Annotated in this window: 25 protein-coding genes; 15 read left to right on the top strand and 10 right to left on the bottom strand. The window is 66.7% G+C overall.

What is annotated here, in order from left to right:
- Positions 1-22: 22 nt before the first annotated feature.
- Entirely contained in the window at positions 23-919 is an 897-nt protein-coding gene (locus ACIP9X_RS17895; protein WP_400481100.1) for a neutral zinc metallopeptidase, read from the bottom strand.
- A 60-nt stretch (positions 920-979) separates the two neighbouring features.
- Here ACIP9X_RS17895 and ACIP9X_RS17890 point away from each other — a divergent pair, with 60 nt between their 5' ends.
- The 4 genes from ACIP9X_RS17890 (at position 980) to ACIP9X_RS17875 (ending at position 7,314) form a co-directional block, all read left to right on the top strand.
- Positions 980-2,425, top strand: a complete 1,446-nt coding sequence (locus ACIP9X_RS17890) for a class I adenylate-forming enzyme family protein (RefSeq protein WP_400481099.1) — start codon at positions 980-982, stop codon at positions 2,423-2,425.
- 97 nt (positions 2,426-2,522) lie between these two features.
- Entirely contained in the window at positions 2,523-3,698 is a 1,176-nt protein-coding gene (locus ACIP9X_RS17885) for a thiolase family protein (protein ID WP_400481113.1), read from the top strand.
- Between the two features lie 60 nt (positions 3,699-3,758).
- Entirely contained in the window at positions 3,759-4,523 is a 765-nt protein-coding gene (locus tag ACIP9X_RS17880) for an SDR family NAD(P)-dependent oxidoreductase (RefSeq protein WP_400481098.1), read from the top strand.
- Positions 4,524-4,746: 223 nt separating this feature from the next.
- Complete coding sequence (locus tag ACIP9X_RS17875; protein WP_400481097.1) at positions 4,747-7,314, top strand: PEP/pyruvate-binding domain-containing protein; 2,568 nt, start codon at positions 4,747-4,749, stop codon at positions 7,312-7,314.
- Here ACIP9X_RS17875 and ACIP9X_RS17870 read toward each other — a convergent pair.
- The 3 genes from ACIP9X_RS17870 to ACIP9X_RS17860 are packed head-to-tail and all read right to left on the bottom strand — an operon-like array spanning position 7,311 to position 9,411.
- Positions 7,311-7,937 carry an energy-coupling factor transporter transmembrane component T family protein gene (locus tag ACIP9X_RS17870; protein WP_400481096.1) on the bottom strand — a complete coding sequence of 209 codons (627 nt, stop codon included), beginning with the start codon at positions 7,935-7,937 and terminating at the stop codon, positions 7,311-7,313. The genes ACIP9X_RS17875 and ACIP9X_RS17870 overlap by 4 nt on opposite strands.
- Positions 7,934-8,686, bottom strand: coding sequence for an energy-coupling factor ABC transporter ATP-binding protein (locus ACIP9X_RS17865; protein WP_400481112.1), 753 nt, complete (start codon positions 8,684-8,686; stop codon positions 7,934-7,936). The genes ACIP9X_RS17870 and ACIP9X_RS17865 overlap by 4 nt, the downstream gene beginning before the upstream one ends.
- Before the next feature lie 38 nt (positions 8,687-8,724).
- Complete coding sequence (locus ACIP9X_RS17860; RefSeq protein ID WP_400481095.1) at positions 8,725-9,411, bottom strand: biotin transporter BioY; 687 nt, start codon at positions 9,409-9,411, stop codon at positions 8,725-8,727.
- Positions 9,412-9,749: 338 nt separating this feature from the next.
- On the opposite strand from ACIP9X_RS17860, the gene ACIP9X_RS17855 reads away from it, so the two are divergent.
- The 3 genes from ACIP9X_RS17855 to ACIP9X_RS17845 all read left to right on the top strand — a co-directional run bounded on the left by ACIP9X_RS17855 (position 9,750) and on the right by ACIP9X_RS17845 (position 14,272).
- On the top strand, positions 9,750-11,348 hold the full coding sequence (locus ACIP9X_RS17855) for an ABC-F family ATP-binding cassette domain-containing protein (RefSeq protein WP_400481094.1): 1,599 nt from the start codon (positions 9,750-9,752) through the stop codon (positions 11,346-11,348).
- 166 nt (positions 11,349-11,514) lie between these two features.
- Entirely contained in the window at positions 11,515-11,871 is a 357-nt protein-coding gene (locus tag ACIP9X_RS17850; RefSeq protein WP_400481093.1) for a VOC family protein, read from the top strand.
- Between the two features lie 16 nt (positions 11,872-11,887).
- Positions 11,888-14,272: an ATP-binding cassette domain-containing protein gene (locus ACIP9X_RS17845; RefSeq protein ID WP_400481092.1), complete on the top strand. Its 2,385-nt coding sequence runs from the start codon at positions 11,888-11,890 to the stop codon at positions 14,270-14,272.
- Here the strand turns inward: ACIP9X_RS17845 and ACIP9X_RS17840 are convergent.
- From ACIP9X_RS17840 to ACIP9X_RS17820, 5 genes are read right to left on the bottom strand one after another with little or no spacing between them, the layout of a single operon-like run.
- Positions 14,257-14,553: a helix-turn-helix domain-containing protein gene (locus ACIP9X_RS17840; RefSeq protein ID WP_400481091.1), complete on the bottom strand. Its 297-nt coding sequence runs from the start codon at positions 14,551-14,553 to the stop codon at positions 14,257-14,259. The two genes, ACIP9X_RS17845 and ACIP9X_RS17840, sit on opposite strands and share 16 nt — an antisense overlap.
- Positions 14,554-14,557: 4 nt before the next feature.
- A complete protein-coding gene (locus ACIP9X_RS17835) occupies positions 14,558-15,061 on the bottom strand; it encodes a YbaK/EbsC family protein (RefSeq protein WP_400481090.1) in 504 nt (167 codons plus the stop codon).
- Complete coding sequence (locus ACIP9X_RS17830; RefSeq protein WP_400481089.1) at positions 15,045-15,977, bottom strand: SURF1 family protein; 933 nt, start codon at positions 15,975-15,977, stop codon at positions 15,045-15,047. Before ACIP9X_RS17830 ends, ACIP9X_RS17835 begins: the two co-directional genes overlap by 17 nt.
- Positions 15,978-16,313, bottom strand: a complete 336-nt coding sequence (locus ACIP9X_RS17825) for a hypothetical protein (protein WP_400481088.1) — start codon at positions 16,311-16,313, stop codon at positions 15,978-15,980.
- Positions 16,310-16,747 carry a DUF3099 domain-containing protein gene (locus tag ACIP9X_RS17820; RefSeq protein WP_400481087.1) on the bottom strand — a complete coding sequence of 146 codons (438 nt, stop codon included), beginning with the start codon at positions 16,745-16,747 and terminating at the stop codon, positions 16,310-16,312. The genes ACIP9X_RS17825 and ACIP9X_RS17820 overlap by 4 nt, the downstream gene beginning before the upstream one ends.
- 137 nt (positions 16,748-16,884) lie before the next feature.
- On the opposite strand from ACIP9X_RS17820, the gene ACIP9X_RS17815 reads away from it, so the two are divergent.
- The 3 genes from ACIP9X_RS17815 (at position 16,885) to ACIP9X_RS17805 (ending at position 19,462) form a co-directional block, all read left to right on the top strand.
- Complete coding sequence (locus tag ACIP9X_RS17815) at positions 16,885-17,610, top strand: beta-ketoacyl-ACP reductase (protein WP_400481086.1); 726 nt, start codon at positions 16,885-16,887, stop codon at positions 17,608-17,610.
- 156 nt (positions 17,611-17,766) lie between these two features.
- Positions 17,767-18,519 carry an SDR family oxidoreductase gene (locus ACIP9X_RS17810; RefSeq protein WP_400481085.1) on the top strand — a complete coding sequence of 251 codons (753 nt, stop codon included), beginning with the start codon at positions 17,767-17,769 and terminating at the stop codon, positions 18,517-18,519.
- A gap of 97 nt (positions 18,520-18,616) precedes the next feature.
- Positions 18,617-19,462: a VOC family protein gene (locus tag ACIP9X_RS17805; RefSeq protein ID WP_400481084.1), complete on the top strand. Its 846-nt coding sequence runs from the start codon at positions 18,617-18,619 to the stop codon at positions 19,460-19,462.
- Positions 19,463-19,521: 59 nt separating this feature from the next.
- Here ACIP9X_RS17805 and serB read toward each other — a convergent pair whose 3' ends face one another.
- A complete protein-coding gene (serB, locus tag ACIP9X_RS17800; protein WP_400481083.1) occupies positions 19,522-20,427 on the bottom strand; it encodes a phosphoserine phosphatase SerB in 906 nt (301 codons plus the stop codon).
- A 134-nt stretch (positions 20,428-20,561) separates the two neighbouring features.
- On the opposite strand from serB, the gene ACIP9X_RS17795 reads away from it, so the two are divergent.
- The 5 genes from ACIP9X_RS17795 to ACIP9X_RS17775 all read left to right on the top strand — a co-directional run bounded on the left by ACIP9X_RS17795 (position 20,562) and on the right by ACIP9X_RS17775 (position 24,600).
- The gene (locus ACIP9X_RS17795) at positions 20,562-21,347 is read left to right on the top strand and encodes an ABC transporter ATP-binding protein (protein ID WP_400481082.1); all 786 of its coding nucleotides are present in this window, start codon (positions 20,562-20,564) and stop codon (positions 21,345-21,347) included.
- A 21-nt stretch (positions 21,348-21,368) separates the two neighbouring features.
- A complete protein-coding gene (locus ACIP9X_RS17790; RefSeq protein WP_400481081.1) occupies positions 21,369-22,154 on the top strand; it encodes a sulfite exporter TauE/SafE family protein in 786 nt (261 codons plus the stop codon).
- Positions 22,155-22,173: 19 nt separating this feature from the next.
- Positions 22,174-22,992, top strand: coding sequence for a TrmH family RNA methyltransferase (locus tag ACIP9X_RS17785; protein ID WP_400481080.1), 819 nt, complete (start codon positions 22,174-22,176; stop codon positions 22,990-22,992).
- 173 nt (positions 22,993-23,165) lie between these two features.
- Positions 23,166-23,423 (top strand): type B 50S ribosomal protein L31, encoded by a 258-nt coding sequence (locus ACIP9X_RS17780; RefSeq protein WP_066275740.1) that lies wholly within the window; start codon positions 23,166-23,168, stop codon positions 23,421-23,423.
- Positions 23,424-23,505: 82 nt separating this feature from the next.
- Positions 23,506-24,600 carry a biotin/lipoate A/B protein ligase family protein gene (locus tag ACIP9X_RS17775; RefSeq protein WP_400481079.1) on the top strand — a complete coding sequence of 365 codons (1,095 nt, stop codon included), beginning with the start codon at positions 23,506-23,508 and terminating at the stop codon, positions 24,598-24,600.
- Positions 24,601-24,608: the final 8 nt, after the last annotated feature.

Below are 24,608 nucleotides of genomic sequence, written 5' to 3'. Positions count from 1 at the left end.
CCGGCCCAGCGGCAGGAAGCTTTTACAGCGTTGCTGCCCTGAAAGTGTCGCACTGGGCGATGTCGCCGGTCTGGTACCCGCGGTAGAACCACCGTTGCCGTTGCTCACTGGAGCCGTGGGTCCAGGCTTCGGGGGTGACCCGGCCCGTGGCGGACTTCTGGATGCGGTCATCCCCGACGGCGGACGCGGCTGAGAGGGCGTCGTTCAGGTCCTTTTGCGTAAGGGGTTCGAGGAACGGCTGGCCGGTCTTGGGATCCTTCTGCGTGGTGGCGTAACGGGTCCAGAGCCCGGCGTAGCAGTCCGCCTGCAGTTCCACCCGGACGGCGCCGGACTCGGGTCCGCGCGGATCCCGCTGAGCCTGGTCCAGGTCCCCGAGCACGTTCTGGACGTGGTGCCCGAACTCGTGGGCCACTACGTACTCCTGCGCCAAGGGCCCGCCGGAGGACCCGAACCGGTCGACGAGATCCTGAAAAAAGCCGGGATCGAAGTACGCCGTGGTGTCCGCCGGGCAGTAGAACGGGCCCACTTCTGACGTGGCGGCGCCGCAACCGGTGTCGGTGCCGACCTCAAACAGCACGGTCCGTGGCCGCTCGTAGCCAACGCTGTACTCGGCAAGGTAGTCCGGCCAGAAAGCGTTGAGGCTGTTCACCGTGCCGGTGATGCGGCAGTCCAGGCGCTGGTCGGCATCCGAACCGAGCTTGCAGTCGGCCGGCGGTGTGCCCTGGCTCAGTCCGGGTTGTTCCTGGCCGCCGCCGACGAGTCCCTCCAGCAGCTGGGGATTGATGCCGAAGAGCGCCGCCAGGAGCAGGACGACGCCGCCGCCGATGCCTCCGCCGATCTTCGTGCCGCGGCCCATTCCTCGGCCCCGGCGGTCTTCCACCTGGGTTGGGTCGAGCTCGACCCCGTCATTGAAACTCATGGTGTCACAATAGTCTTCCCAAGCGGTGCCCGGGCCGGTTCCGCCGGTAAAGTTGATCCGATGCCTTTCCTCAACAGACTCCAGCGCTGGGCTGCTGACCGCCCTGACGACACCGCCGTCGTCGTGGCCGGCCAGCGCCTCAGCTGGGCCGAACTCCGCGACGCCGCGGAGGCCACGGCCGCCGGCAACACCGCTAAGATCACGGTGCTGGCCGAACGCAACTCGACGCACTTCGCGGTGGCCTTTACTGCAGCCGTGGCGGGAGAGCGGCAGTGCGCTGTCCTGGATCCGTCCTGGCCGGAACCCCTGCTGGACGAGGTCGTCCAGCGGCTGGGCGCAGCCTCCCGCGCAGTGCCAGGGAAGGGATCCGTCCCTCAGGCCCGGGCAACGGGACCCGGGCCGGCAGACTGCTTGCTGGCCGACGGCGAACCCGGGACCTCCTTCCTGATCGGCCTGACCTCCGGCACCACATCAGTGCCTAAGGCCTTCACCCGTTCGCGGCGCTCGTGGCAGGAATCCTTCGAGGCGTCGATGGAGTTTTTCGGGCTGACCCAGGACGATAAAACGCTGGCTCCCGGTCCGCTCACCTCGAGCCTGAATCTTTACGCCCTCGCCGAGTGCCTGTACGCCGGCTCCGAGTTCCACACTCTGGAGTCGTTCGACGTCGGGGACGTCCACGCGGCGATCGGCTACGACGGCATCACGCGGCTGGTGCTGGTCCCCACGATGCTGCGCATGCTCAGTGAACGCGGCCTGACCGGCTGTGTTGACGCCTCGGGTGTGCGGACCATCATCTGTGCCGGCTCCAAGCTGGACGCCCGCACCCTGGAAGCAGCCCGGCGCTGGGCGCCCAATGCCACGATCTATGAGTACTACGGCGCCTCGGAGCTGAGCTTCGTTTCGGGCACCGGCCTGCCGGCCGGCAAGCCCCTTGATGCCGGCGGCACCGGCATTGGACGGCCTTTCCCGGGCGTCGAGGTCAGGATCCTGGACGACGCCGGCGAGGTCCTTCCCGAAGGGGTGGCCGGAAACATCTGTGTCCGCAGCGGCATGGTCAGCAACGGGTACCTGTGGGGCGACGACGGCCAGGCGTTGAGGTCCTTCAACGGCTGGTTCACGGTGGGGGACCAGGGGTACCTCGACAAGGGCGAGCTCCACATCCTGGGCCGCCGCTCGGACATGATCATCACTGCCGGTAAGAACGTCTACCCCCATGAAGTGGAACTGGCCCTCGCCTCGATCCCCGGCGTAGCCTCGGCTGTCGCTGCCGGCATGGCTGACGATGTCAGGGGACAGCGCGTGGTGGCCGGGATCGTCCCGTCACACGGGGGCGTCACCGCCACGCAGCTGAAAACCGGCCTGGAAGAAATCCTGCCCTGGGACAAGAGACCGCAGCAGTACTTCTCCCTGATGGAGCTGCCCATGACGGACCGAGGAAAAGTCAGCCGGCGCATCATGCTCGACTGGATCGCCGCCAGTGACTCCCGGGTGAAGCGCCTTGTCTGAGGCATCCGGGCGCACGGCTGCCGGGCCGGCAGCCGGACCTTTTGGTGGCGCCGGCGAGCAGGGAACCGGGTTCCTTCCTCCCGAGCGGCAGCCGGTCATCATCTCGGCCCTGCGCACGCCGATTTGCCGCGCAAACGGGCTGCTCAGGGAGTTCCGGGCCCACGAACTTCTCGCGCCGATCCTCACGGCGCTGCTGGCCGAAACCGGCGTCGCACCCTCCGAAGTGGCAGACGTCGTCATAGGCAATGCAGTCGGCGGCGGGGGCAACGTGGCGCGGCTGGCTGCCCTCGAGGCCGGCCTGCCCGTGACCGTTCCGGGCCTCACCGTTGACCGCCAGTGCGGTTCCGGCCTGGATGCCATTGTCCTTGCCTCCCGGCTGGTAGCTGCCGGAGGCGGCGGGATCTACCTCGCCGGGGGCGTGGAAAGCATCAGCACCGCACCGCTGCGGGCACACAGGAACGATGACGGCGATGCCGCCTTTTTCAGTCGCGCCCGGTTCGCGCCGGACAGCCACGGTGATCCCGACATGGGAGTGGCCGCGGAGAATGTTGCTGCCGAGTTCGCCATCAGCAGGGAACGGCAGGACGAGTTTGCACTGCGCAGCCACCGCCGGGCGGTTGCGGCAGCAGCCGCGGGCGGTTTTGCCGGGGAGACCGTTCCGCTCGAATCCGCCGCCGGCACAGTAAAGGCAGACGACGGGCCCCGGCCCAAGCTCAGCGAGGCCCTGATGGCACGGTTCCCCGCCGCTTTCGTGGAATCCGGAACTGTCACCGCCGGGAACTCCTGCTTTGACGCGGACGGCGCTGCCGCCGTCGTAATCACCTCGCTGGCCCGCGCCCGGGAACTGGGCGCCACGGACGCCCTGCTGGTGCTGGGGACGGACACGGCAGGGGTGGATCCCCGGCTCCTCGGAATCGGGGCGGCCGACGCTGCCGCACGGCTGCTGGAGTCGTGCGGCGTGAGGGCCGGCGCTGTTGACCTGGTGGAGTTTAACGAAGCCTTCGCGTCGCAGACCATAGCGTGCCTTGACCGTCTGGGGATTGACGCGGTGCGCGCAAATGCCGACGGCGGTGCGCTGGCACTGGGGCATGCGTACGGGGCGTCCGGGGCCGTGCTGGTCACGAGAGTGCTGGCCCAGGCGCGCCAGCAGACTCCTCTGGCGCTGACAGGGACGTCGCCTGCAGGACCGCACCGGGGAAGGCTCGCATTGGCAATGATCAGCATCGCCGGGGGCATGGGCACCGCTGCGCTGTTCCGCCACATCTGGCTGTAAAGCCCTGGGCCAACGAACTTCAGCTCTTAACGGCGACTATGAGGGAGAGGGCGACGCTGGATGGCGCGGATTCTCATCACCGGGTCCACTGACGGGCTGGGCCTCGCTGCGGCGGAAACGCTGCTCGGCGAGGGGCACGAGGTTGTCGTGCACGCTCGTTCCCAACAAAGGATGACGGCGGTGCAGCACCTGATCGGTCGCGGAGCGCACTGCCTCGTCGGGGACCTGGCCGATGATGCCGGGGTCCGGCAGATGGGCGACGACGCGAACCGGATCGGCGGTATTGATGCGGTGATCCACAACGCGGGCGTGCTGAACGGCTCCGCGCTGCTCCCAGTCAATGTCGTCGCCCCATATCTGTTGACGGCGCTTATCCGGGGGCCGAGGCGGCTGATCTACCTGAGCAGCGGAATGCACCGTAGTGGCGACACCCGGTTGAGCGGGCTGGACTGGGCGGGAAGGTCGGCCACAGCGTCCTACTCGACGAGCAAGCTTCACGTTACGGCACTCTCAGCCGCGATCGCCCGCCTTTTTCCGCACCTCGTGAGCAACGCGGTCAATCCCGGCTGGGTTCCCACGCGGATGGGCGGGCGGTCAGCGCCGGACGATCTGCGGCTTGGCCACCGCACGCAGGAGTGGCTGGCAACGAGCAGCGACCCTGCCGCGCTGACGAGCGGCGGTTACTGGTTCCACCAACACCTCCAGACCGCGCACCCGGCCGTCCATGATGCGCGGTTTCAGGACGCACTGCTGGCGCAGCTGGCGGAGCACACCGGAGTCACGCTTGCGGCACTGACACGGCAGCCCGGCAGCAGTCGGGATTGATCGCGGAACCCGAGCGTTAGCGTGCGCTGACGCAGATGCGCCTCAGGTGTGACCCGGGGACGCACCGCCAGCATGCGGCTACGCATCTGCATACCGGCGTCGCCACAGCCCTGTACGGCGACGGGAGGCTGGAGTAGCTTGTACTCGCCACGGCCACTGCCCCTGCCTCTGCCACTGCCACTGCCACTGCCACTGCCACTGCCACTGCCACGAGGAGTCTCGGATGAAACCCAGGACCACCGCCTCCCTCGCTGATTATGGCCTGCACGACCTCGATGCCGCCGGCGGGAAGGGCGCAGCACTGGGCGAGCTGTTGCGGCAGGGCTTTCCTGTGCCGCCGGGCTTCATCGTCACGACTGGCGCCTACCAGGTGTTTCTCGCTGAGACGGGGCTGGGAGCGGCGCTGGACGGCGTCATCTCCGGCGGAGCCACTTCCGGCCAGAACAGGTCCCAAGAGGGCCAATCCAACGAGGACCAATCGAACGATGGCCCATCAAGTGAAGGCGGTCCCGACGGCGCCGCCATCCGCACGCTCTTCGCCCAAGCGACCGTGCCCGAAGCTTTGCGGATGGAGATAGCCGGGGCTTATGCGTCGCTGGGTGGCGGAGCTGTGGCAGTCCGTTCCAGCGCCACTGCCGAAGATCTGCCCGGCGCAGCCTTTGCCGGGCAGCAGGACACGTTTTTGAATGTGGACGGCGAGGAAGCGGTGGTGAGGGCCGTCCGTGACTGCTGGGCTTCCCTCTGGACCGACCGGGCCATTGCTTACCGGCGGCGGCGGGGGATCGATCCCCATGAAGTGGCGATCGCCGTCGTCGTACAGAAAATGGTGCCCGCAGACGTCGCCGGCGTTCTGTTCACGGCGAACCCTGTGACGGGTGAGCGCAGCGAGATCGTAGTGGACGCCGGCCAAGGCCTGGGGGAGGCCGTTGTGTCGGGCCGGGTCACGCCGGAACACTACGTCCTGGATCGTTCAGGAAGAATTCTCAGTTTCGAGCCCGGCGGCGGCGAGGTGGTGATCAGTGCTGCCGCAGGCGGCGGAACGAAGGAGCGCGCGGGCAGCCGCAGCTACGGGCCCACGTTTGCTCCGGAACGCCTGATGGAGTTGGCCGATCTGGCGCGGAAAGCGCAGGAGCACTTTGGCCGGCCGCAGGACATGGAATGGGCGCTGGCCGGCGGCAGGGTGTATGTCCTGCAGTCGCGGCCCATAACGGCCCTCCCGCCTCCGCCGCCAAAGCTGAACGCGATCCAACGGCGGGTGGGACCGTTCTTCGTAGAGATGTTCCAGGTGCGGCCCTACCCGCTGGACGTATCCGGCTGGATGATGCAGGGGATTCTGGCCATGCTGCACGGGATGGCCGGGAGCGTCGGGGTGGTTTTCCCCACGGTTGAAGCGCTTTTGCCTGAGGAGGACGGCGTGGTGGTGCAGCTGGTACCGCCGGTGCCGCGTCCTACCGTCCGCACCCTGGCCGCGCCGGTAACCCTGGTCCGCCGTGCGAGGCAGTTTCCGTTGTCCGGCTGGAAGCAGGATCTCCGGTTCACCTCGTTCCTGGGGCAGGTGGAACGGCTGAACGGGCGCGACCCGCAGCCACTGCGCTGGTCCGAGGTGGTCCTGATGGCGCAGGAGTGCTTTGGTGCCATGCGGGGCATCACCGACCTCCGCATCTCCTACTTGCCCGGCATCTTCCTTCCTGTGCTGAAACTGCGCATGCTTCTCCTGCTGCTGGGCCGGACGGGGCTGGCATCCGCGCTGATCGCGGGCGCGGAAACCCGGACGAGCCAGGCCAACAGCGCTCTGGATGAGCTCGCCGCCATGGTCCGTGCCGATCCCTGGCTTGCCCGCGCCTTTGCCGAAACGGAGACGCCCATACTGCTGCAGTTGGTGGAACGTGAGCCGGCCTACGCAGCATTCCGGAAGGCATTCACCTCGTTCCTGCACGAATACGGCCACCGCGAGACCGTCAGCGTGGTGCTGAGCAGTTCACCTACCTGGTCCGATGCTCCTGAGGTTGTGCTCGGCCTGATCAAAGCCCTGCTCGGCCGGCGTCCCAACCGGGCAGACCAGACCGGGACAGCGCTGGCGGAACTGCAGCGTCACCCCGCGCTCCGGTTCACGCCCCTCCGCCGGCAGGTGCTCGCCGCCGTCGGGGCCGTCCGGGCGGGGATGGCGTTCCGCGAGGACAGCCACTTCTACGCCACCAAGGTCATCCCGCCCATGCGGCGCGCCTATCGCGAACTGGGCAGGCGCCTTGTGGCTGCCGGCGTGATCGATGATATCCAGGACGTCTTTCACCTGCGGTTTGAGGAACTGGCGTCGATGACGGACGACGACGGCGCGCTGCCGGCTTCCCTCCGGCAGCGTTACCGGCCGCTGGTGCTGGCACGCGCGGCCAAGCGGCGCGAGCTTGAGGGCATCCCACTGCTGGATCCGGCCGTGCTTTTCAGGAAGGCCCGGCGGACAGCCGGGGCGCTTGTCTCCGGCACGCCGGCCAGCCGCGGGCGAGCTGAGGGACCGGTGAGGGTCATCAGGGGACCGGACGAGTTTGGGCGGCTGCGCAGCGGCGACATCCTCGTCTGCCCCTACACGAATCCGTCCTGGACGCCGCTGTTCCAGCGCGCGGCCGCCGTCGTGGTGGACATGGGAGGGCTCGGCTCGCACGCTGCGATCGTGGCGAGGGAGTACGGCATCCCGGCCGTCATGGGGACCGGTACCGGGACGAGCGTGCTGGCTGACGGGCAGCGCGTGGTGGTGGACGGAAGTGCCGGAGCGGTGCACCCCGCCTCGATGGGTTAGTCGTCCTCCGGCTCGCCCAGGCCACGGGCCGCTAGAGCGTCTCCCGTGTGGCGGGCATAGGCCACAGTGGTGATGAAAACCGGCAGGATCAGCGCCCGGGGGTTGCGCTCCAGGCCCCGGGCCCGCGCAGAATCCCGGACGTCCGCGAAGGCGCCAGCGATGAAGGGGATGCTGCGGAGCATGATGGCAATAGTCAGGGCGAAGCGTTCCGGGTCCGCGCCAAAGCGCTTAAAAGGACGCGCGAGGGAAACGACGCCGTCGAGCAGCCGCTGCAGCGGGGTGGTGGCGGTCAGCAGCGACGCCGCCACCACACAGAGCAGCACATTCAGAACGATGCGGGCCGCCACCGGCGCCCCAAGCTGCCACCACTGAAACAGCCCGATGGCGAGCAGGATGGGCAGCAGCGGGCGGACGGCACGAAAAAGCCGCCCGAATCCCGCGCCGCTCAGCAGGAACAAACCACACATCACGCCAAGGGCCGCGACAGACAGCCGCCAGTCGACAATCAGGAACGACGCCATGCCGCAAACCACCACCACAAGGAACTTCAGCCACAGCGGAGCGCGGTGGAGCAGGGAGGTGCCGGGAACATAATTCGCCAGCAGGAAGCCGTGGCCTCTCACAGGGTGTCCCCGCGGTCCGCTCCGGCACTGTCGGCAGCTGCGCTTCTGGCGGCGGCACTGTTGGGAAGGGCACGGTTGGGAAGGGCATCTCCACCCGCACACAGCGAACGGTAATGCTCGACGGCGGCGGCAGCACCGCCGTCGTACGCAATCCTGCCGGCCTCGACCACCAGGACACGGTCCATATCCAGGGCGAGCTCAAGGTCGTGGGTGGACATGATGACCTGCTGGCGAAGGCCCGCGAGTGTGTTCCGGAGCAGTTCGCGGTTGCGCAGGTCCAGGAGGGTGGACGGCTCGTCGAGGACCAGCACGTCGGGTTCGACCGCCAGCACCGTCGCCAGCGCCAGGAGCTGCCGCTCGCCGCCGGACAGCTCGTAGATGCTCTGGTCGGCCAGCGGCAGCAACCCGAAGCGGTCCAGGACGGCGTCGGCTTTGGCCCGGCGTTCGGCACCGTTCCGCATCGAACGCCGCAGGGACAGCTCAACGTCCTCGCGGCCTGTCGGCATGACCAGCTGTGACAGGGGATCGGTGAAGACAAACCCCACCTGCTGCCGGACCGCCCGTACCTTCCGGACGGTGTCCGCGCCGTTGACGGTGACCGTTCCCTCGGTGGGCTCTACCAGGCCGTTCAGGAGCCTCAGCAGAGTGGACTTGCCGGAACCGTTGGCGCCTATGACGCCGATCCTGCGCTCAGACAAATCCAGCGTGACGTCCTGAAGCAGCACCTTGGGGTCCGGGCGGCCGTCCATGGCCACCCGGACCCCAACTCCGGTGAGGGAAATTGCTGTCACTGCTGGTCTGGGGAAGGCTGCTCGGACGTCTTCTGCATGGAGCTCTGCAGTCCGGAAGGAGCCGCACCCAGCGGGCGGACGCGGCGGACCAGCAGATCCGGGAAGGCCTTGTGCAGGGCCAGTGCCACCGTGACGGCAAGGACGTTCTTGATGATGTCTCCGGGGTAGAAAGCGAGGTCGGCTAGGAAGGCCTTGGACCAGTCCAGCTTCGCATTGAGCATCATGCCCAGCACGCCGAGTCCGTGGATCACCACGATGCTCGTCACCATGGCGGCAGCGAAAAGGAGGACACCGCGGTACTTCAGCGTGCGCCGGATGATGAGGGCCGCAAGCCAGCCGACCGCTGCAGCAGCAAGCGGGAAGGCGATGATGTAGCCGGCGGAGGGGCCGGCCAGGATTCCCAGGCCGCTGCGTCCGCCGCTGAAGATCGGGAGTCCGGCAAGTCCCAGCAGGGTGTAGAGCCCGACGGCGGCGAAGGCCCGCCCGGGTCCGAGCGCAAGGCCGGTCAGCATGACGGCGAGGGTCTGCAGCGTGATGGGAACGCCGAGCCCGCCGACGGGAATCGCGGCAACGAGGGCGGAGCCGGCTACGAGCGCGGCAAAAACGGCGATGAGGCCGAGGTCTGTGGCATTCCAGCGGGAGCGCTTTGCCGGGCGCTCAGTTGCGGGATGGGTCTGAGTCATGGGTTGTCCTGTCGGGGAGATACAAACAATTATCTGCTGAGGTTGACGATACTGACCCTGGAGGAGGTAGATTTTGTAGCTGTTCTACAAGGCGCCGGGGCCGGGGCTGAAGGCGGCGAACAAATACCGCAAACAAACAGCGGACCCGGACTGGTGCGCCGGTGCATGCAGGGACCACACCGTCCAGGTAGGGGGAGTGGGCCTCTGGCCGGTAGACTTGTACAGGCCGTTCTCCCGGCCGTACCGCTCGGCACTCTCATCAACCCCGGCACATCCTTCAAACGCCGCTTGTTATCCCCGTGCCGCTGCGTTCCCTGTTGTGAAAGGCCATACCTGCTTTGATTACCGTCCAGGACCTTGAACTGCGCGCCGGCGCCCGGCTGCTCATGGACCAGGTGAGCTTCCGGATCGACAAGGGTGACAAGGTAGGCCTCGTCGGGCGGAACGGCGCGGGCAAGACCACGCTCACCCGCGTCCTCGCCGGGGAAGGCCTGCCTGCCGCAGGCAAGGTGACCCGCAGCGGCGAGATCGGGTACCTGCCGCAGGATCCGCGGACGCCGGACATGGAGCAGCTGGCCCGTGACCGGATTCTGTCGGCGCGCGGCCTGGATGTGGTGGTCGGAAAGCTGAAGCAGGCGCAGACGGACATGGCCAGTGATGACCCCGTGGTCCAGCGCAAGGCCATGGGCAGGTATGACCGGCTCGAGGCCGAGTTCCTGTCCGGGGGCGGCTATGCGGCGGAAGCCGAAGCAGCTGCCATCTCGTCCAACCTGGCCCTGCCGGAACGCATTCTCAACCAGCCCCTCAAGACGCTGTCCGGCGGACAGCGGCGCCGCGTGGAGCTGGCCCGCATTCTGTACTCGAGCGCGGAAACCATGCTGCTGGATGAGCCCACGAACCACCTGGACGCTGATTCCATCTCCTGGCTCCGTGACTTCCTGAAGAACCACCAGGGCGGGCTGATCGTGATCAGCCACGACGTCGAGCTGCTGGAAGCCACCGTCAACAAGGTCTACCACCTGGATGCGAACCGCGCCCAGATCGACTTCTACAACATGGGCTGGAAGCGCTACCTGCAGCAGCGCGAAACCGACGAGCGCGCCCGCAAGCGCGAGCGCGCCAACGCCGAGAAGAAGGCCCAGGTGCTGATGGACCAGGCCAACAAGATGCGGGCCAAGGCCACCAAGGCCGTTGCGGCGCAGAACATGGCCAAGCGTGCTGAGCGGCTGCTCAGCGGCCTCGAAGCCGTCCGCGAGCAGGACCGCGTGGCCGCCCTGCGCTTCCCGGACCCGTCACCCTGCGGCAAGACCCCTCTCACGGCGGAAGGGCTCAGCAAGTCCTACGGCTCGCTGGAAATCTTCACGGACGTGGACCTGGCCATCGACCGGGGATCCAAGGTGGTCATCCTGGGACTCAACGGTGCCGGCAAGACCACCCTGCTGCGGATGCTCGCGGGTGTGGACCGGCCCGATACCGGCGACATCGTTCCCGGCCACGGTCTCAAGGTGGGCTACTACGCCCAGGAACACGAAACCCTTGACCACGACCGCACCGTCCTGGAAAACATGCGCTCTTCCGCGCCGGACATGAAGGACGCCGAAGTCCGCGGCATCCTGGGCTCGTTTCTGTTCTCCGGGGATGACGTCGACAAGCCCGCCGGAGTGCTCTCCGGTGGTGAGAAGACGCGCCTGGCCCTGGCCACGATTGTGGCCTCCAGCGCCAACGTCCTGCTCCTGGATGAGCCCACCAACAACCTTGACCCGGCCAGCCGCGCAGAAATCCTGGGCGCACTGCGTAACTACACCGGCGCCGTCGTCCTGGTCAGCCACGACGAGGGCGCAGTAGAGGCACTCAACCCCGAGCGCGTGGTGCTGCTGCCCGATGGCGTCGAGGACCTCTGGAATGAGGACTACCTGGACCTGATCACGCTGGCCTAAGCGGCATGGTCCCGTCCTTCGTACGCCGTGCGGAGTGGAGATGCACCAAGAATGGCAGCCTGAAATCCGGACAGCAATGGGTTTGCCGTCCGCAGGGGCTCCTGCAGGCCCCTGCCTCGCGGTTAGGATGACTGCGATGGACAGACCCACCACGTCAGGAGCGACCATGGCCGACTCATCCACGCAGGGAATCAAGACGGTGCTGCATCCGGTATCCGATCTGGCAGCGGCAAAGGCGGTGTACACAGCGCTGCTTGGTGTCCCGCCCCAGACCGACGACTCCTATTACGTCGGCTTCGAGGCAGCAGGGCAGCACATCGGGCTGGTACCCGGTGGCGGCCCCCAAGGCATGACATCGCCAGTGGCCTACTGGCACGTGGCGGACATTGAGGCAAAGCTGGCCGAGGTGACGGCCGCGGGAGCCACCATCAAGGAACAGCCGCGCGACGTCGGCGGCGGGCGTCTGGTGGCCACCGTCACCGACCCGGACGGGAACGTTCTCGGTCTGCTTCAGGACCAGTGACAGCGTGGATACAAGCATGGCCACCAGGATGGAGAGCCCCTCTTCTGCCCTGCACATTGCGGACAGCCACGACCTCATCAGGGTGCACGGCGCGCGCGAGAACAATCTCAAGGACGTCAGCGTCGAGATTCCCAAGCGCCGGCTGACAGTATTCACCGGCGTTTCCGGATCGGGCAAAAGCTCGCTGGTGTTCGGGACCATCGCCGCAGAGTCGCAGCGCATGATCAACGAGACCTACAGCGCCTTCGTGCAGGGCTTCATGCCGACATTGTCGCGTCCGGAGGTCGACGTCCTGGAGGGCCTGACGACGGCCATCATCGTCGACCAGGAGCGGATGGGCGCCAACCCCCGTTCCACCGTCGGCACAGCCACGGACGCCAATGCCATGCTGCGCATCCTCTTCAGCAGGCTGGGCCAGCCGCACGTCGGCCCGCCCACGGCGTTCTCCTTTAACGTGCCTACGCGTAAGGCCAGCGGGGTGATGAGCACCGAGAAGAGCGGCAGGGTCGAAAAGAGCGTGGTGCAGAACGCCGTGTACCTGGGCGGCATGTGCCCGCGCTGCGAGGGTATGGGCTCAGTATCCGACTTCGACCTCACCGCGTTGTTCGACGAGAGCAAATCGCTCGGTGAAGGTGCCCTGACGGTGCCCGGCTACAGCATGGACGGCTGGTACGGCCGCATCTTCAGCGGCGCCGGCTTCAACATGGACAAGCCGATCGCGAAGTTCACCAAGAAGGAAATGCAAGACCTTCTCTACAAGGAGCCGACCAAGATCAAGGTCGAGGGCATCAACCTCACCTACGAGGGCATTATCCCGAAGATCCAGAAATCGATGCTCTCGAAGGACGTCGACGCGATGCAGCCACACATCCGCGCCTTCGTTGAACGCGCCATCACATTCCAGGCCTGCCCCGAGTGCGAAGGCACCCGGCTCAGCCCGGAGGCCAGGTCCTCGAAGATCCAGGGCAAGAACATTGCCGACCTGTGCGAGATGCAGATCAGCGACCTGGCCGCGTGGGTCCGGGAGCTCAAGGAGCCTTCGGTCGCGCCGCTCCTCAAAGGCCTGCAGCACCTGCTCGACTCGTTCACCGAAATCGGGCTGGGTTACCTCTCGCTGGACCGGCCGGCGGGCACCCTGTCCGGAGGAGAGGCCCAGCGCACCAAGATGATCCGGCACCTCGGTTCATCCCTTACAGACGTCACATACGTCTTTGACGAGCCGACGATTGGCCTGCACCCGCATGACATCGAGCGGATGAACCAGCTGTTGCTGCAGCTGCGCGACAAGGGCAACACTGTGCTCGTCGTCGAACACAAGCCGGAGACCATCGCCATCGCCGACCACGTCGTTGATCTCGGTCCAGGCGCGGGCACCGAGGGCGGCAGAGTCTGCTTCGAGGGAAGCGTCGAGGGGCTGCGCGGGACCGACACCATCACCGGCCGCCACCTCGACGACCGGGCCACGGTCAAGGAATCCGTGCGCACGCCGTCCGGCATGCTCAAGGTGCGGGGCGCCTCGACGCACAACCTTAAGGACGTCGACGTCGACGTGCCGCTGGGCGTGCTTTGTGTTTTCACGGGCGTGGCGGGTTCGGGCAAGAGCTCACTGATCCAGGGCTCGGTGGCCGGCCGCGACGGTGTTGTGGTTATCGATCAGGGTGCCATCAAGGGGTCGCGGCGCAGCAACCCGGCGACCTACACGGGCCTGCTGGAACCCATCCGCAAGGCGTTCGCGAAGGCCAACGGGGTTAAGCCGGCACTGTTCAGCTCCAACTCAGAAGGCGCATGCCCCACCTGTAACGGCGCGGGCGTGATCTTTACCGAACTGGGTGTTATGGCCACCGTGGAGTCCACCTGCGAGGACTGCGAGGGCAAGAGGTTCCAGGCGTCAGTCCTGGAGTACAAGCTGGGCGGCCGCAACATCGCCGAGGTGCTGGCCATGTCGATGACCGAGGCGGAGGGGTTTTTCGGGGACGGGGAGGCACGCACGCCGGCGGCACACAAGATCCTCGACCGGCTCGTGGATGTCGGGCTCGGCTACCTCACCCTTGGCCAGCCGCTCACCACGCTGTCCGGCGGCGAGCGGCAGCGAGTTAAGCTCGCCACCCAGATGGCCGAAAAAGGGGACGTCTATGTTCTCGACGAACCAACCACCGGCCTCCACCTTGCCGACGTCCAGAACCTGCTGGGCCTGCTCGACCGCCTTGTGGAGTCAGGCAAATCGGTCATCGTGATCGAGCACCACCAGGCGGTCATGGCGCACGCCGACTGGATTATCGACCTCGGCCCCGGGGCGGGCCACGACGGCGGCAGGCTGGTCTTCGAGGGCACACCTGCAGACCTTGTCGCCGCCCGGTCCACCCTGACGGGCAAGCACCTCGCCGCCTACGTCGGCACCTGACCGGAGGCAGCCTGACCGGGCGCTATTTCACCGGGGCCTGGCGGAAGGGCTGCGCCTTCCGCCAGGTCCACCGAATCCTCGGCCACCCAGCGGAGCAGGTCTCCAGGCTGGCACTTGAGCACCTCGCACAGTGCGGCGAGGGTGGTGAAGCGGACCGCCTTGGCGCGGCCGTTCTTCAGCACCGCCACGTTGGCCGGCGTGATTCCGACACGTTCTGCGAGCGTGCCCACGGGCATCTTGCGCTTGGCCAGCATCACGTCGATGTCAACGATGATCGGCATCAGATCACCACCGGACCTGCAAAACCTGGGCCGCGGTGACCCGGAGCAGCTCGCCGTAGCTGATGGAGAACATGGAATGGTGGTCGCCCGCTCCGGCCCACAGCGTGTCGTATTCCTCCAGTGAGGCGTCCAGGAGCGTCCGGATCTTCTTCGGATGGCCGACGGGTGCCACTCCGCCCACCTCCTGCCCCGTGTGCGCCAGCACGAAATCGGGATCGGCGCGTCGGATGCGGCCAGAGCCCAGCTGCGATGCGACGTATCGGGTGTCGACTCTCGCCGCGCCGCTGGCAAGGATGAGCAACGGGGCGCCCTCGAGTTCGAAGATCAGACTGTTGGTGATGGCCGCCACGTCGCACTTCAGCGCTGCGGCAGCGGCTGCCGCCGTCGGCACCTTGCCCGGGAGCACCGTGACAGTGTCCCGGAGGCCTGCTGCGGTGAGGGCGCGCCTCACGTTCGCCACGGGGCCGGGGGCGCCCTCCGGCCACCCGTCGTCAGTAACCCTGTGCATCCAGGATGGCGTCTTCCTCTTCTTCCGCCGTGGGGCGCTTACGCTTGCGGGGTGCAGTCGAACGAATAGATGCACGCTGGGCAGTACGACGGCGGTCTCCCGCGGCGGCGGCGTGCCCGGTGTCACCGGCGGCGGCTGCCTCGGTGCCTGCAGCGGCGGGGCCTGCAACGCCCGTATCTGCGGCGTCGATTGCTGCGTTCCGGGCCTGCTGCCGGGCGGCGTACCCGAAGCCCACGAACATCAGGACGCCGAAGGCGAACCACTGCAGCGAATAGGACAGGTGGGTGCCTTCCTCAAGGGAGGGCATGGGGAACGGCCGCGGCATCTCCGAGGCGGGCGGCGTCTCGGAGGCAAGTTGCCCGTAGGCTCCGGTCAGCAGCGGATAGCCGAGCTCGCCCGAATAGGCCGCCAGGTCGATGGAGGCGAGCTGGCCTTCGGGGGCTCCCCGGTCCAGGGCAGGTTCGCCATGCTTCAGGCGCACCACTGCAGTGACCTCGCCGGAAGGCGGCGCCGGAATGGAGTCCGGGCGGCCCGGATTGTTGTTGCCGATCGGCAGCCAGCCGCGGTCAATGACGACCGTTTCGCCGGAGACCAGTCTGAACGGCACCACCACCTCGTAGCCGGGCTGGCCGTTGAGGGGACGGTTGCGGACAATTCGCTGTCCGGCGGTGTCGTAGCTGCCGCGCAGTTCAACCTGTGTCCACTCCCGGGCCGGGTCCAGCCTCAAGAACTGGTCCTTTGCCTCAGTGAAACTGATGGGGGTGGCGGAGTAGTTGGACGTGACGCGCTGGATCTCGGCCAGGGCTTCTGCGCGACGGTCCATCTGCCAGCGGCCCAAAAAGACGCAGCCCGTCGCGAAAATCACGGCCAGCAGGAAGTAGCCCAGCCACTTGCTGGAGAACAGGAAGCGGTACATTCAGCCGTTCCCGCCAGATGTCGGTGCACTGTTAAAGGACGGCCCTCCGTTAGAGGATGGCGCCCCTTCGGAGGCCGGCTCCCCTTCAGAGGGTGGCGTCCCGTCAACCCGAAGGGTTTCCTTCCACAGACCGCGGGTCTGGAGATAATCTTCCAGCCACTCCCTGTGCTCGCCGCACGCCAGCCACACCTTCCGGCGGTCCGGGGTGTGGATTTTCGGATTGTTCCACAGCAGCTGCCAGGATGCGTCAGCCCGGCAGGCCTTGCGGGAGCAGGTGGTTGCGGACGCCGGGCTGGCGGCCGCGCCGGCATCCCCGCCGAGGTTGAAAATGTTCATGAAGCTTTCCGTCCCAGGCCGTCGTCGTCTTCTTCATCATCGATCAGCTCGCCCTGCAACACAGAGGGCGAATCCTCCCCGGACTCGTCCGGCTGCAGCCCCTCCGCTGATTCGAGTTCGGCGTACGGCGCGTAGTCCAGGAGCGCATCGCTGTGCGCCTCGGCCTTGTCCGAGCCGTTGGCGATCACCACGGCGATCCACGGCAGAAAGACGGCCCCTGCCACCGGGATGAGCTTGAACCAGCCGTCCACCACGAAGATCAGGATCAGGCAGACCATGCGGATGCCCATGGCCACCGCATACTTGATCATGCGCTCCCGCATGTCATCGGAATGCGCTGCCGCAGCGTCGGTGATGCTGTGCACCTCCGGATGACCGGATGCGGTGCCAGGCTTCTCGGGCATCGGCTGTCCGGGCTGGTTTTGGGGTGTCACTGCTGTCTAATCACGCTCCAATGGGTCACTCAATTCTCTCACCATCGGAGGGAGGCACCCAAACGGGCGCTAAGATCGGAGGCAGTCCAAAATCCAGCACCAGGGCGGAGCCATGCTCCGCAGAATCCGGAGTACCCATGTCTGAAGCAGCCACCCAGGCCCGCAGCGTCCTCATCACCGGCGGAAACCGGGGCATCGGCCTCGCCATCGCCGAGGCCTTCCTGGCCAACGGGGACAAGGTGGCTGTGACCTACCGCAGCGAAGCGAAGCTGCCCGAGGGCATCCTCGGCGTCAAGGCCGACGTCACCGATGAGGCGTCTGTGGACGCCGCCTTCGCCGAGGTCGAGGCAGCCCACGGCCCGGTTGAGGTGCTCGTGGCCAACGCCGGGATCACCAAGGACACGCTGCTGCTGCGCATGAGCGAGGACGACTTCACCTCCGTGATCGACACCAACCTCACCGGCGCCTTCCGCGTCATCAAGCGGGCCTCCAAGGGCATGATCCGTCTGCGCAAGGGCCGCGTGGTTCTGATCTCCTCCGTTTCCGGCCTCTACGGCGCCCCGGGCCAGATCAACTACTCCGCATCCAAGGCCGGCCTGGTCGGCATCGCCCGCTCCCTGACGCGCGAACTCGGCTCACGGGGCATCACCGCGAACGTCGTGGCCCCTGGGTTCATCAACACCGACATGACCGCAGAGCTGCCCGAAGCAACGCAGAAGGACTACCTCGCCAGCATTCCGGCAGGCCGGTTCGCGGAGGCTTCCGAGGTGGCCAACGTCGTCCGCTGGGTCTCCAGCGATGAGGCCGCGTACATCAGCGGCGCTGTCATTCCGGTCGACGGCGGCCTCGGCATGGGCCACTAGCAGCCGCCTGCTGCTCGCGACCGTCGCGCGGCGGCTACGTCACTAGCCAGCCGGGCCTTCTTTGTGGACGTCGAACAAGCGGATTGGAAGTCCGCGCTGGCATGATGGACTGCAGACCTACAGAGATTTAGACGTTTCGAACAAAAGGGAGCTCGTATGGGACTGCTGGACAACAAGACCGCCATCGTGACCGGATCCTCACGCGGAATCGGCGCCGAAGTGGCCAAGATCCTCGCCGGCGAGGGCGCCGCCGTCGTTGTTAACTACCGCCAGAAGGCGCCGCGCGCCAGCAAGGTGGTCGCCGGCATCGAGGCCGCTGGCGGCCGCGCTGCGGCTGTGGGCGCTGACCTCACCACAAATGAGGGTGTCCACGCGCTGGCCAGTGCAGCCATGGAGAACTTCGGCTCGCTCGACGTCCTGGTCCTCAACGCCTCGGGCGGCATGGAGTCCGGCATGGAAGAGGGCTACGCCCTGAAGCTCAACCGCGACGCGCAGATCAACATGCTGAACGCCGCCGTGCCCCTCATGCAGGAGGGCTCACGCGTCGTGTTCGTGACCAGCCACCAGGCGCACTTCATCAACAGCGTCCCCACCATGCCCGAATACGAGCCGGTTGCCCGCAGCAAGCGCGCCGGCGAGGATGCACTGCGCGAGCTCCTGCCGAGCCTCACGGAGAAGGGGATCACGCTGGTGGTCGTCTCCGGGGACATGATTGAAGGCACCGTCACGGCAACGCTGCTGGACCGCTCGAACCCGGGCGCCATCGAAGCCCGCCGCGCCGAGGCAGGCAAGCTGTACTCCGTCGAGGAGTTCGCTGCAGTTGTGGCGGGCATGGTGACTGCCGACGTCGAATCCGGGCATACTGAGTACGCTGGCGGCGCCGACTACTTCGGCAAGAACGCCGGGTAGCGATTCGTGGAGCTCCGGGCAGCACGCCTGCCCGGGGCCTCGGGTCGTTGCCCCGAAGGCATTGCCCGACTGTACCGGGCCGCCTACCGTCGTAAGCATGGAACAGCAGCGAAAGGTTGGCCGGCGCAGCTATCCAGCCGGCGTCCCGTGCTGGGTCGACACCCAGCAGCCGGACGTGGAGGCCGCCATGGCGTTCTACGGGCGGCTCTTCGGATGGGAGTTCGAGGAAGCCGCCAAACCCGGTGCGGCCGGCAGGTACGTCATAGCCAACCTTGACGGTCAGGAAGCCGGGGCGATCGCCGGCCTGGAACACGGCGTCCCGGCATGGAACACCTACGTTTCCGTTGAGGATGCGGATTCTGCCGCACGCCACCTGCTCTCGGCTGGCGCCACATTGAAATCAGCTCCCGCTGACACAGGCGCAGGAGGCGTGCAGGCAGTGCTGGCCGACCCGCAGGGCGCCGAATTCAGCATCTGGCAAGCCGGCGGACGACTGGGGGCACAGGCAGTCAACGTGCCCGGGGGCTGGAACTTCAGCGACCTCCACACAACAGACCTGAAGGCAGCCGTCGCTTTCTACACCAAAGCATTCGAATGGCAGTTCGACACCCTCGACTTCGGGACGATGATCCGCCGCCCCGGTTATGGCGACCACCTGGAGGCCACTGTCGACCCCGACATCAGGGTTCGTCAGTCCGGCGACGCCGTTCCCCGCGGTTTCGAGGACGCCGTGGCGTGGCTTGTCCCCGCGGGCAGCAGGGAGCGGCCGCGGTGGCATGTGACATTTACTGTCGCGGACCGGGATCGCACGGCCGCAGACGCAGAACGCCTGGGCGCCAGCGTCCTAAGGCAGGAGGATACGGCCTGGACGCGCACGGTGCTGGTCCGGGATCCCGGGGGAGCAGTATTCACCGCAAGCCAGTACACGCCGCCATCCGGCTGACTCGGACCCTGCCGACTACAGGACTGGAGGCAGGTCGGACGCGCGAGGTCGGAGGCAGCTCAGACGCCCGCGATGTGCCGGACAGCGTCAAGGTACGGCATGTTGATCGCCGCGTCCGCCACGGCGCGGACGGCGGGTTTCGCGTTGAACGCCACGCCGATGCCAGCTGCTCCGAGCATGTCGAGGTCATTGGCCCCGTCACCCACGGCAATGGTGTGCTCCAGGGCAATGCCCTCCGCGGCCGACCATTCTCGCAGGTACTTCTCCTTGGCGGCGCGGTCGATCACGTCGCCAAGCACTTTGCCGGTGAGTGCGCCATCCACAATTTCGAGTTCATTGGCGATCCAGTAATCCAGGCCGAGGTCCTCGGCGATGGGGCGCAGGATCTGGTTGAAGCCGCCGGACACCACGGCCACAACATGCCCTGCAGCCTTGAACGCCGCGACGAGTTCCGCAGCGCCCTCACTGAGCTTCACTTCTGCCCGGACGGAATCGACGACGGCGGCCGGAAGTCCGGCGAGCACCGCCACCCGCGCATGGAGGCTCTGTGCGAAGTCCAGTTCGCCGCGCATGGCGGCTTCGGTGACGGCGGCGACTTCGTCGCGCTTGCCGGCGTAGGCGGCGAGGAGTTCGATGACTTCCTGTTGAATGAGGGTCGAATCGACGTCCATGATGAGGAGCTTGCGGCCCGCCTGGCGCAGCTCTGCGGGCACAACGGCGGTATCCAGCCCGTCCCGGGCACCGTTCTCCTTTGCCGCGGCAATCAGGTGGCGCAGGCCGGCAATTTCTGCGGCTGAACCGGACGGCACTGCAAAGTCGACGGTACAGACGTCATAGCGGCCGTTGCTGCTGCGGGAATCCGCTTCGAAGGTCGTCCCGGAACCAACCAGCAGGGAGCGGAGGATTTCCGCTTCGGAGGAGGGCAGGTGCACGCCGTAGCTGACCGCAGTCACGTTCGAAGTCATGGCTGCAATCTTAGCCAGCGCGGGGGGTCCGGCCCGAATTGATTTCACCTCACGCGCCACCCACGCGCGCGCAGGGGCCGCGCGGGCGTATCCGGTTATCAGTCACGCTGGGTTTTGTCCTAGTGTCTACTCCTATGAGTGATGTTCTTGAAATGGCCGCCGTCAGCGTTGTCCGAGGAGCCAAAACGCTCCTGAGCAGGGTGGACTGGCAGGTCAAGGAAGGCGAACGCTGGGTGATCCTCGGACCCAACGGCGCGGGCAAGACCACTCTGCTGCAGATCGCGGCCGCCCGGCTTCACCCCACCAGCGGCATGGCCGGCATCCTCGACGAAAGCCTGGGGAAGGTCGACGTCTTCGAACTGCGGCCCAGGATCGGCCTGTCCTCGGCCGCCCTGGCCACCCAGATCCCGGAACATGAGAACGTGCTCAACGTCGTGGTCACCGCGGCCTATGGCGTGACCGGCCGATGGCGCGAGGGCTACGAGAGGGACGACGAACGCCGCGCCTTCGCCCTCCTGAACGACTGGGGCATGGGCCCGCTCCTGAACCGCAAGTTCGCCACGCTCTCCGAGGGTGAACGCAAGCGCGTGCAGATCGCCCGCGCCCTGATGACTGACCCGGAACTGCTGCTGCTGGACGAGCCGGCTGCCGGCCTGGACCTCGGCGGACGCGAGGACCTGGTGCACCGCCTTAGCCAGTTAGCCATGGACGAGGCGGCCCCCGCCATCGTGCTTGTCACGCACCACCTCGAGGAAGTCCCGCCGGGCTTCACGCACGCCATGCTGATGCGCGACGGCGGTGTGGTCGCCGCCGGGCCCGTCGCCGAGGTCCTCACGTCCGGGAACCTGAGCGAGACCTTTGGCCTGCCGCTGGATGTCAGCGTCAACGCCGGGCGGTACACCGCCACTGCCAGCCGCTGACGGCGCGGCCGGCGCACCACCGTGGAGTTACTCAGCGGCATCCTTGTGTTCTTCGCCGGCCTTTGGGCCGGCACCATTAACAGCGTTGTCGGTTCCGGCACACTTGTCACCTTCCCCGTGCTGATCGCCCTGGGGCTGGCGCCGGTGACCGCCTCCATGAGCAACGCTATGGGCCTCGTCGCCGGCGGTGCTGCAGGCGCATGGGGCTACCGCCGCGAGCTCAAGGGCCGGGGGCGCCAGCTGCTGAAGCTGCTCCCCGCATCCCTCCTGGGTGGAATCACGGGTGCCTGGCTGCTGCTGCACCTGCCGGAGGAAGTGTTCCACTACGCGGCCCCGGTGCTGATCGTGCTGGCTCTGCTGATGGTGGTCTTCCAGCCACGGCTGCAGCGCTGGGTCCGCAACAGGGAGGAGAACCCCGAACATGCCCTCCGGGACAAGCACCACGGCGTTCTCCTGATAGTGCTCGTGTACCTGGCCGGTGTGTACGGTGGTTACTTTGTTGCCGCCCAGGGGATTCTGCTGGTCGGCATCCTCGGTGTCTTCATGACCGGCACCATACAGAACGCCAACGCCATGAAGAACATCCTGGTGCTCGGGGTCAACCTGATCGCGGCAACCTCTTACGTACTCTTCGCCTTCGACCGGATCAACTGGATCGTGGTGGCCATCATCGCGGTCAGCTCCCTCATAGGCGGCCTCGTCGGGTCGAGTGTGGGCCGCAGGCTTTCGCCGCCGGTCCTGCGGGGCGTCATCTTTGCGCTCGGGCTGGTCGCGCTGGGTTTCCTGATCGCGAATCTGCTCCAATGATTACTGAAATGGCTGCCCGGTGACTTTCCACTATCTCGAATCCGCCCAGGACCCGCGGGTTTCGGACTACACGCAGCTGACGGACGTTCACCTGCGCAAGATCCGCGAGCCTGCCGAGGGCATGTACATTGCAGAATCCTCCCGGGTCCTCCGGCGCGCACTCGCCGCCGGCCACCGCCCCCGTTCGTTTTTCCTCGCGGAAAAGTGGGTCGACGATCTCGCCGACATCTTTGAGGAGTATCCCGACGTGCCCGCCTACGTCGGCAGCTCGGCTCTGCTCGAGGAAATCACCGGATTCCACCTCCACCGCGGGGCCATGGCCGCCATGCACCGCCCTGCGCCCGTGCCGGTGCACGACCTCCTGGCCGGCGCCCGGCGCGTGGCGGTGCTTGAAGACATCGTGGACCACACGAACGTCGGCGCCATTTTCCGTTCCGCGGCGGCGCTGGACGTGGACGCCGTCTTCATCTCGCCACGCTGCGGCGATCCCCTCTACCGGCGCAGCGTGCGGGTGAGCATGGGCACGGTGTTCCAGGTGCCGTGGGCGCGGCTGGACAGCTGGCCGGAGGGCATCGAAGCGCTCAAGGATGAGGGGTTCACGGTGGCGGCCATGGAGCTCACGCCGGACGCCCTGGACGTTGACGACCTCGCTGCCCGCAACCCCGACCGGCTCGCGCTGGTGCTGGGAACGGAAGGCGCCGGAATGAGCCCGGCGACACTGGCCGCCGTCGACCTCGCCGTGAAGATCCCGATGCGCAGCGGCGTGGACTCACTGAATGTCGCCGCGGCCTCAGCCGTGGCTTTTTGGGAACTGCGCCCGCGCAGGAAGACGCGCTAAAAGCCGCCAGCCGGCGTGTTCGTCACTGGCCTGCAGATCCGCTATTATTGATAGCTGGCTGCCCTGCGTTTTCAGCTTGCGAGAGTTTTCAGCTTGCTGAAACAGCAGACACCGGCCATCCCATTCATACCTGGCGGCTGGCAAAATCCAGCGCTGCGAACAAAGGTCCCATTATGAAGTCTGATATCCACCCGAAGTACGAAGCTGTTGTCTTCAACGACCTGGCCTCCGGCACGAAGTTCCTGACCAAGTCCACCGTGTCTTCCTCGAAGACCATCGAGTGGGAAGACGGCAACACCTACCCGGTCATCGACGTCGAAATCTCCTCCGAGTCCCACCCGTTCTACACGGGCAAGCAGCGCATCATGGACTCCGCAGGCCGCGTCGAGCGCTTCAACGCTCGCTTCAAGGGCTTCGGCGGCAAGAAGTAATATACTTCGCCCCAAGGTTCTTTCGAAAGCCCGCACCGGAAACGGTGCGGGCTTTCCGCGTTTGTGGGGCAGGATGGAAAACATGACTGCCTCGCCCTTCCCTGCCGCCGACGATGCCGCCCCGCGCCTTCACGGGGAGTACAAAGTGCCGGGCGGGAAGCTCGTCGTGGTGGACCTCGACGTCGTCAATGGCGCCTTCGCCGGCGTCTCCCTCAGCGGCGACTTCTTCCTCGAACCCGACGAGGCCCTGCTGGACATCAACGCGGCCCTGGAAGGACTCCCGGAAAGCTCGACGGCGGAGGAAATCGCGGCCGCTGTTAGGGCTTCCCTGCGGGAGGACGCAGTGTTGTTCGGATTCTCTGCGGAAGCCGTTGCCGTGGCCGTCCGCAGGGCGCTGTCCAAGGCCACCTCCTGGTCCGACCATCACTGGAACGTCATCGCCCCCACCGTGCTGCCCACCCACCTGAACGTGGCGCTGGACGAGGTCCTGACCGAGGAAGTCGGCGCCGGCCGCCGCAATCCCACGGTGCGTTTCTGGGACTGGGAAGAACCGTCGGTGGTGATCGGCAGCTTCCAGTCCTACCGCAACGAGGTCGACCCGGCAGGGGTGGCCAGGCACGGCATCACCGTGGTGCGCCGGATCAGCGGCGGGGGAGCGATGTTCATGGAGGCCGGCAACTGCATCACCTACTCGCTGTACCTGCCCCAGACGCTCGTGGACGGCATCAGCTTTGTCGACTCGTACGCGTTCCTGGATGCCTGGGTCATGGCCGCCCTGAAGCAGCTCGGCATCAACGCCTTCTACGTGCCGCTCAACGACATCGCCACGGAGCAGGGCAAGATCGGCGGAGCCGCGCAGAAGCGGCTGGCCAACGGCGGCATGCTGCACCACGTCACCATGAGCTACGACATCGACGCCGACAAGATGGTGGAGGTGCTGCGGATCGGCAAGGAGAAGCTTTCGGACAAGGGCGCCACCAGCGCCAAGAAGCGCGTAGACCCGCTGCGGCGCCAGACCGGGCTCTCCCGCGCCGAGATTGTGGCCGCCATGATGGAGGTTTTCGCCGGACGGTACGGCGCTGCGCCCTCGGAGATCACGCCGCAGGAGCTGGAGACTGCCCGGGAGCGGGTCCGCGCCAAGTTCGGCACGGACGAATGGCTGCACCGGGTGCCTTAAAAACGTGC

The sequence above is a fragment of the Arthrobacter sp. NPDC093125 genome (genome assembly GCF_044754225.1).
Taxonomy (GTDB): domain Bacteria; phylum Actinomycetota; class Actinomycetes; order Actinomycetales; family Micrococcaceae; genus Arthrobacter.
Note: the sequence above shows the minus strand (reverse complement) of the source record. Positions and strands in the feature narration are given on the sequence as shown.

Coding starts and splice junctions, on each gene's coding strand:
- ACIP9X_RS17795 (WP_400481082.1), top strand. CDS start 20,562: ATGAGTGATGTTCTTGAAATGGCCGCCGTCAGCGTTGTCCGAGGAGCC.
- ACIP9X_RS17895 (WP_400481100.1), bottom strand. CDS start 919: ATGAGTTTCAATGACGGGGTCGAGCTCGACCCAACCCAGGTGGAAGAC.
- ACIP9X_RS17875 (WP_400481097.1), top strand. CDS start 4,747: ATGAAACCCAGGACCACCGCCTCCCTCGCTGATTATGGCCTGCACGAC.
- ACIP9X_RS17815 (WP_400481086.1), top strand. CDS start 16,885: ATGTCTGAAGCAGCCACCCAGGCCCGCAGCGTCCTCATCACCGGCGGA.
- ACIP9X_RS17850 (WP_400481093.1), top strand. CDS start 11,515: ATGGCCGACTCATCCACGCAGGGAATCAAGACGGTGCTGCATCCGGTA.
- ACIP9X_RS17840 (WP_400481091.1), bottom strand. CDS start 14,553: ATGCCGATCATCGTTGACATCGACGTGATGCTGGCCAAGCGCAAGATG.
- ACIP9X_RS17880 (WP_400481098.1), top strand. CDS start 3,759: ATGGCGCGGATTCTCATCACCGGGTCCACTGACGGGCTGGGCCTCGCT.
- ACIP9X_RS17825 (WP_400481088.1), bottom strand. CDS start 16,313: ATGAACATTTTCAACCTCGGCGGGGATGCCGGCGCGGCCGCCAGCCCG.
- ACIP9X_RS17890 (WP_400481099.1), top strand. CDS start 980: ATGCCTTTCCTCAACAGACTCCAGCGCTGGGCTGCTGACCGCCCTGAC.
- ACIP9X_RS17775 (WP_400481079.1), top strand. CDS start 23,506: ATGACTGCCTCGCCCTTCCCTGCCGCCGACGATGCCGCCCCGCGCCTT.
- ACIP9X_RS17835 (WP_400481090.1), bottom strand. CDS start 15,061: ATGCACAGGGTTACTGACGACGGGTGGCCGGAGGGCGCCCCCGGCCCC.
- ACIP9X_RS17830 (WP_400481089.1), bottom strand. CDS start 15,977: ATGTACCGCTTCCTGTTCTCCAGCAAGTGGCTGGGCTACTTCCTGCTG.
- ACIP9X_RS17860 (WP_400481095.1), bottom strand. CDS start 9,411: ATGACTCAGACCCATCCCGCAACTGAGCGCCCGGCAAAGCGCTCCCGC.
- serB (WP_400481083.1), bottom strand. CDS start 20,427: ATGACTTCGAACGTGACTGCGGTCAGCTACGGCGTGCACCTGCCCTCC.
- ACIP9X_RS17865 (WP_400481112.1), bottom strand. CDS start 8,686: ATGGACGGCCGCCCGGACCCCAAGGTGCTGCTTCAGGACGTCACGCTG.
- ACIP9X_RS17845 (WP_400481092.1), top strand. CDS start 11,888: ATGGCCACCAGGATGGAGAGCCCCTCTTCTGCCCTGCACATTGCGGAC.
- ACIP9X_RS17810 (WP_400481085.1), top strand. CDS start 17,767: ATGGGACTGCTGGACAACAAGACCGCCATCGTGACCGGATCCTCACGC.
- ACIP9X_RS17805 (WP_400481084.1), top strand. CDS start 18,617: ATGGAACAGCAGCGAAAGGTTGGCCGGCGCAGCTATCCAGCCGGCGTC.
- ACIP9X_RS17780 (WP_066275740.1), top strand. CDS start 23,166: ATGAAGTCTGATATCCACCCGAAGTACGAAGCTGTTGTCTTCAACGAC.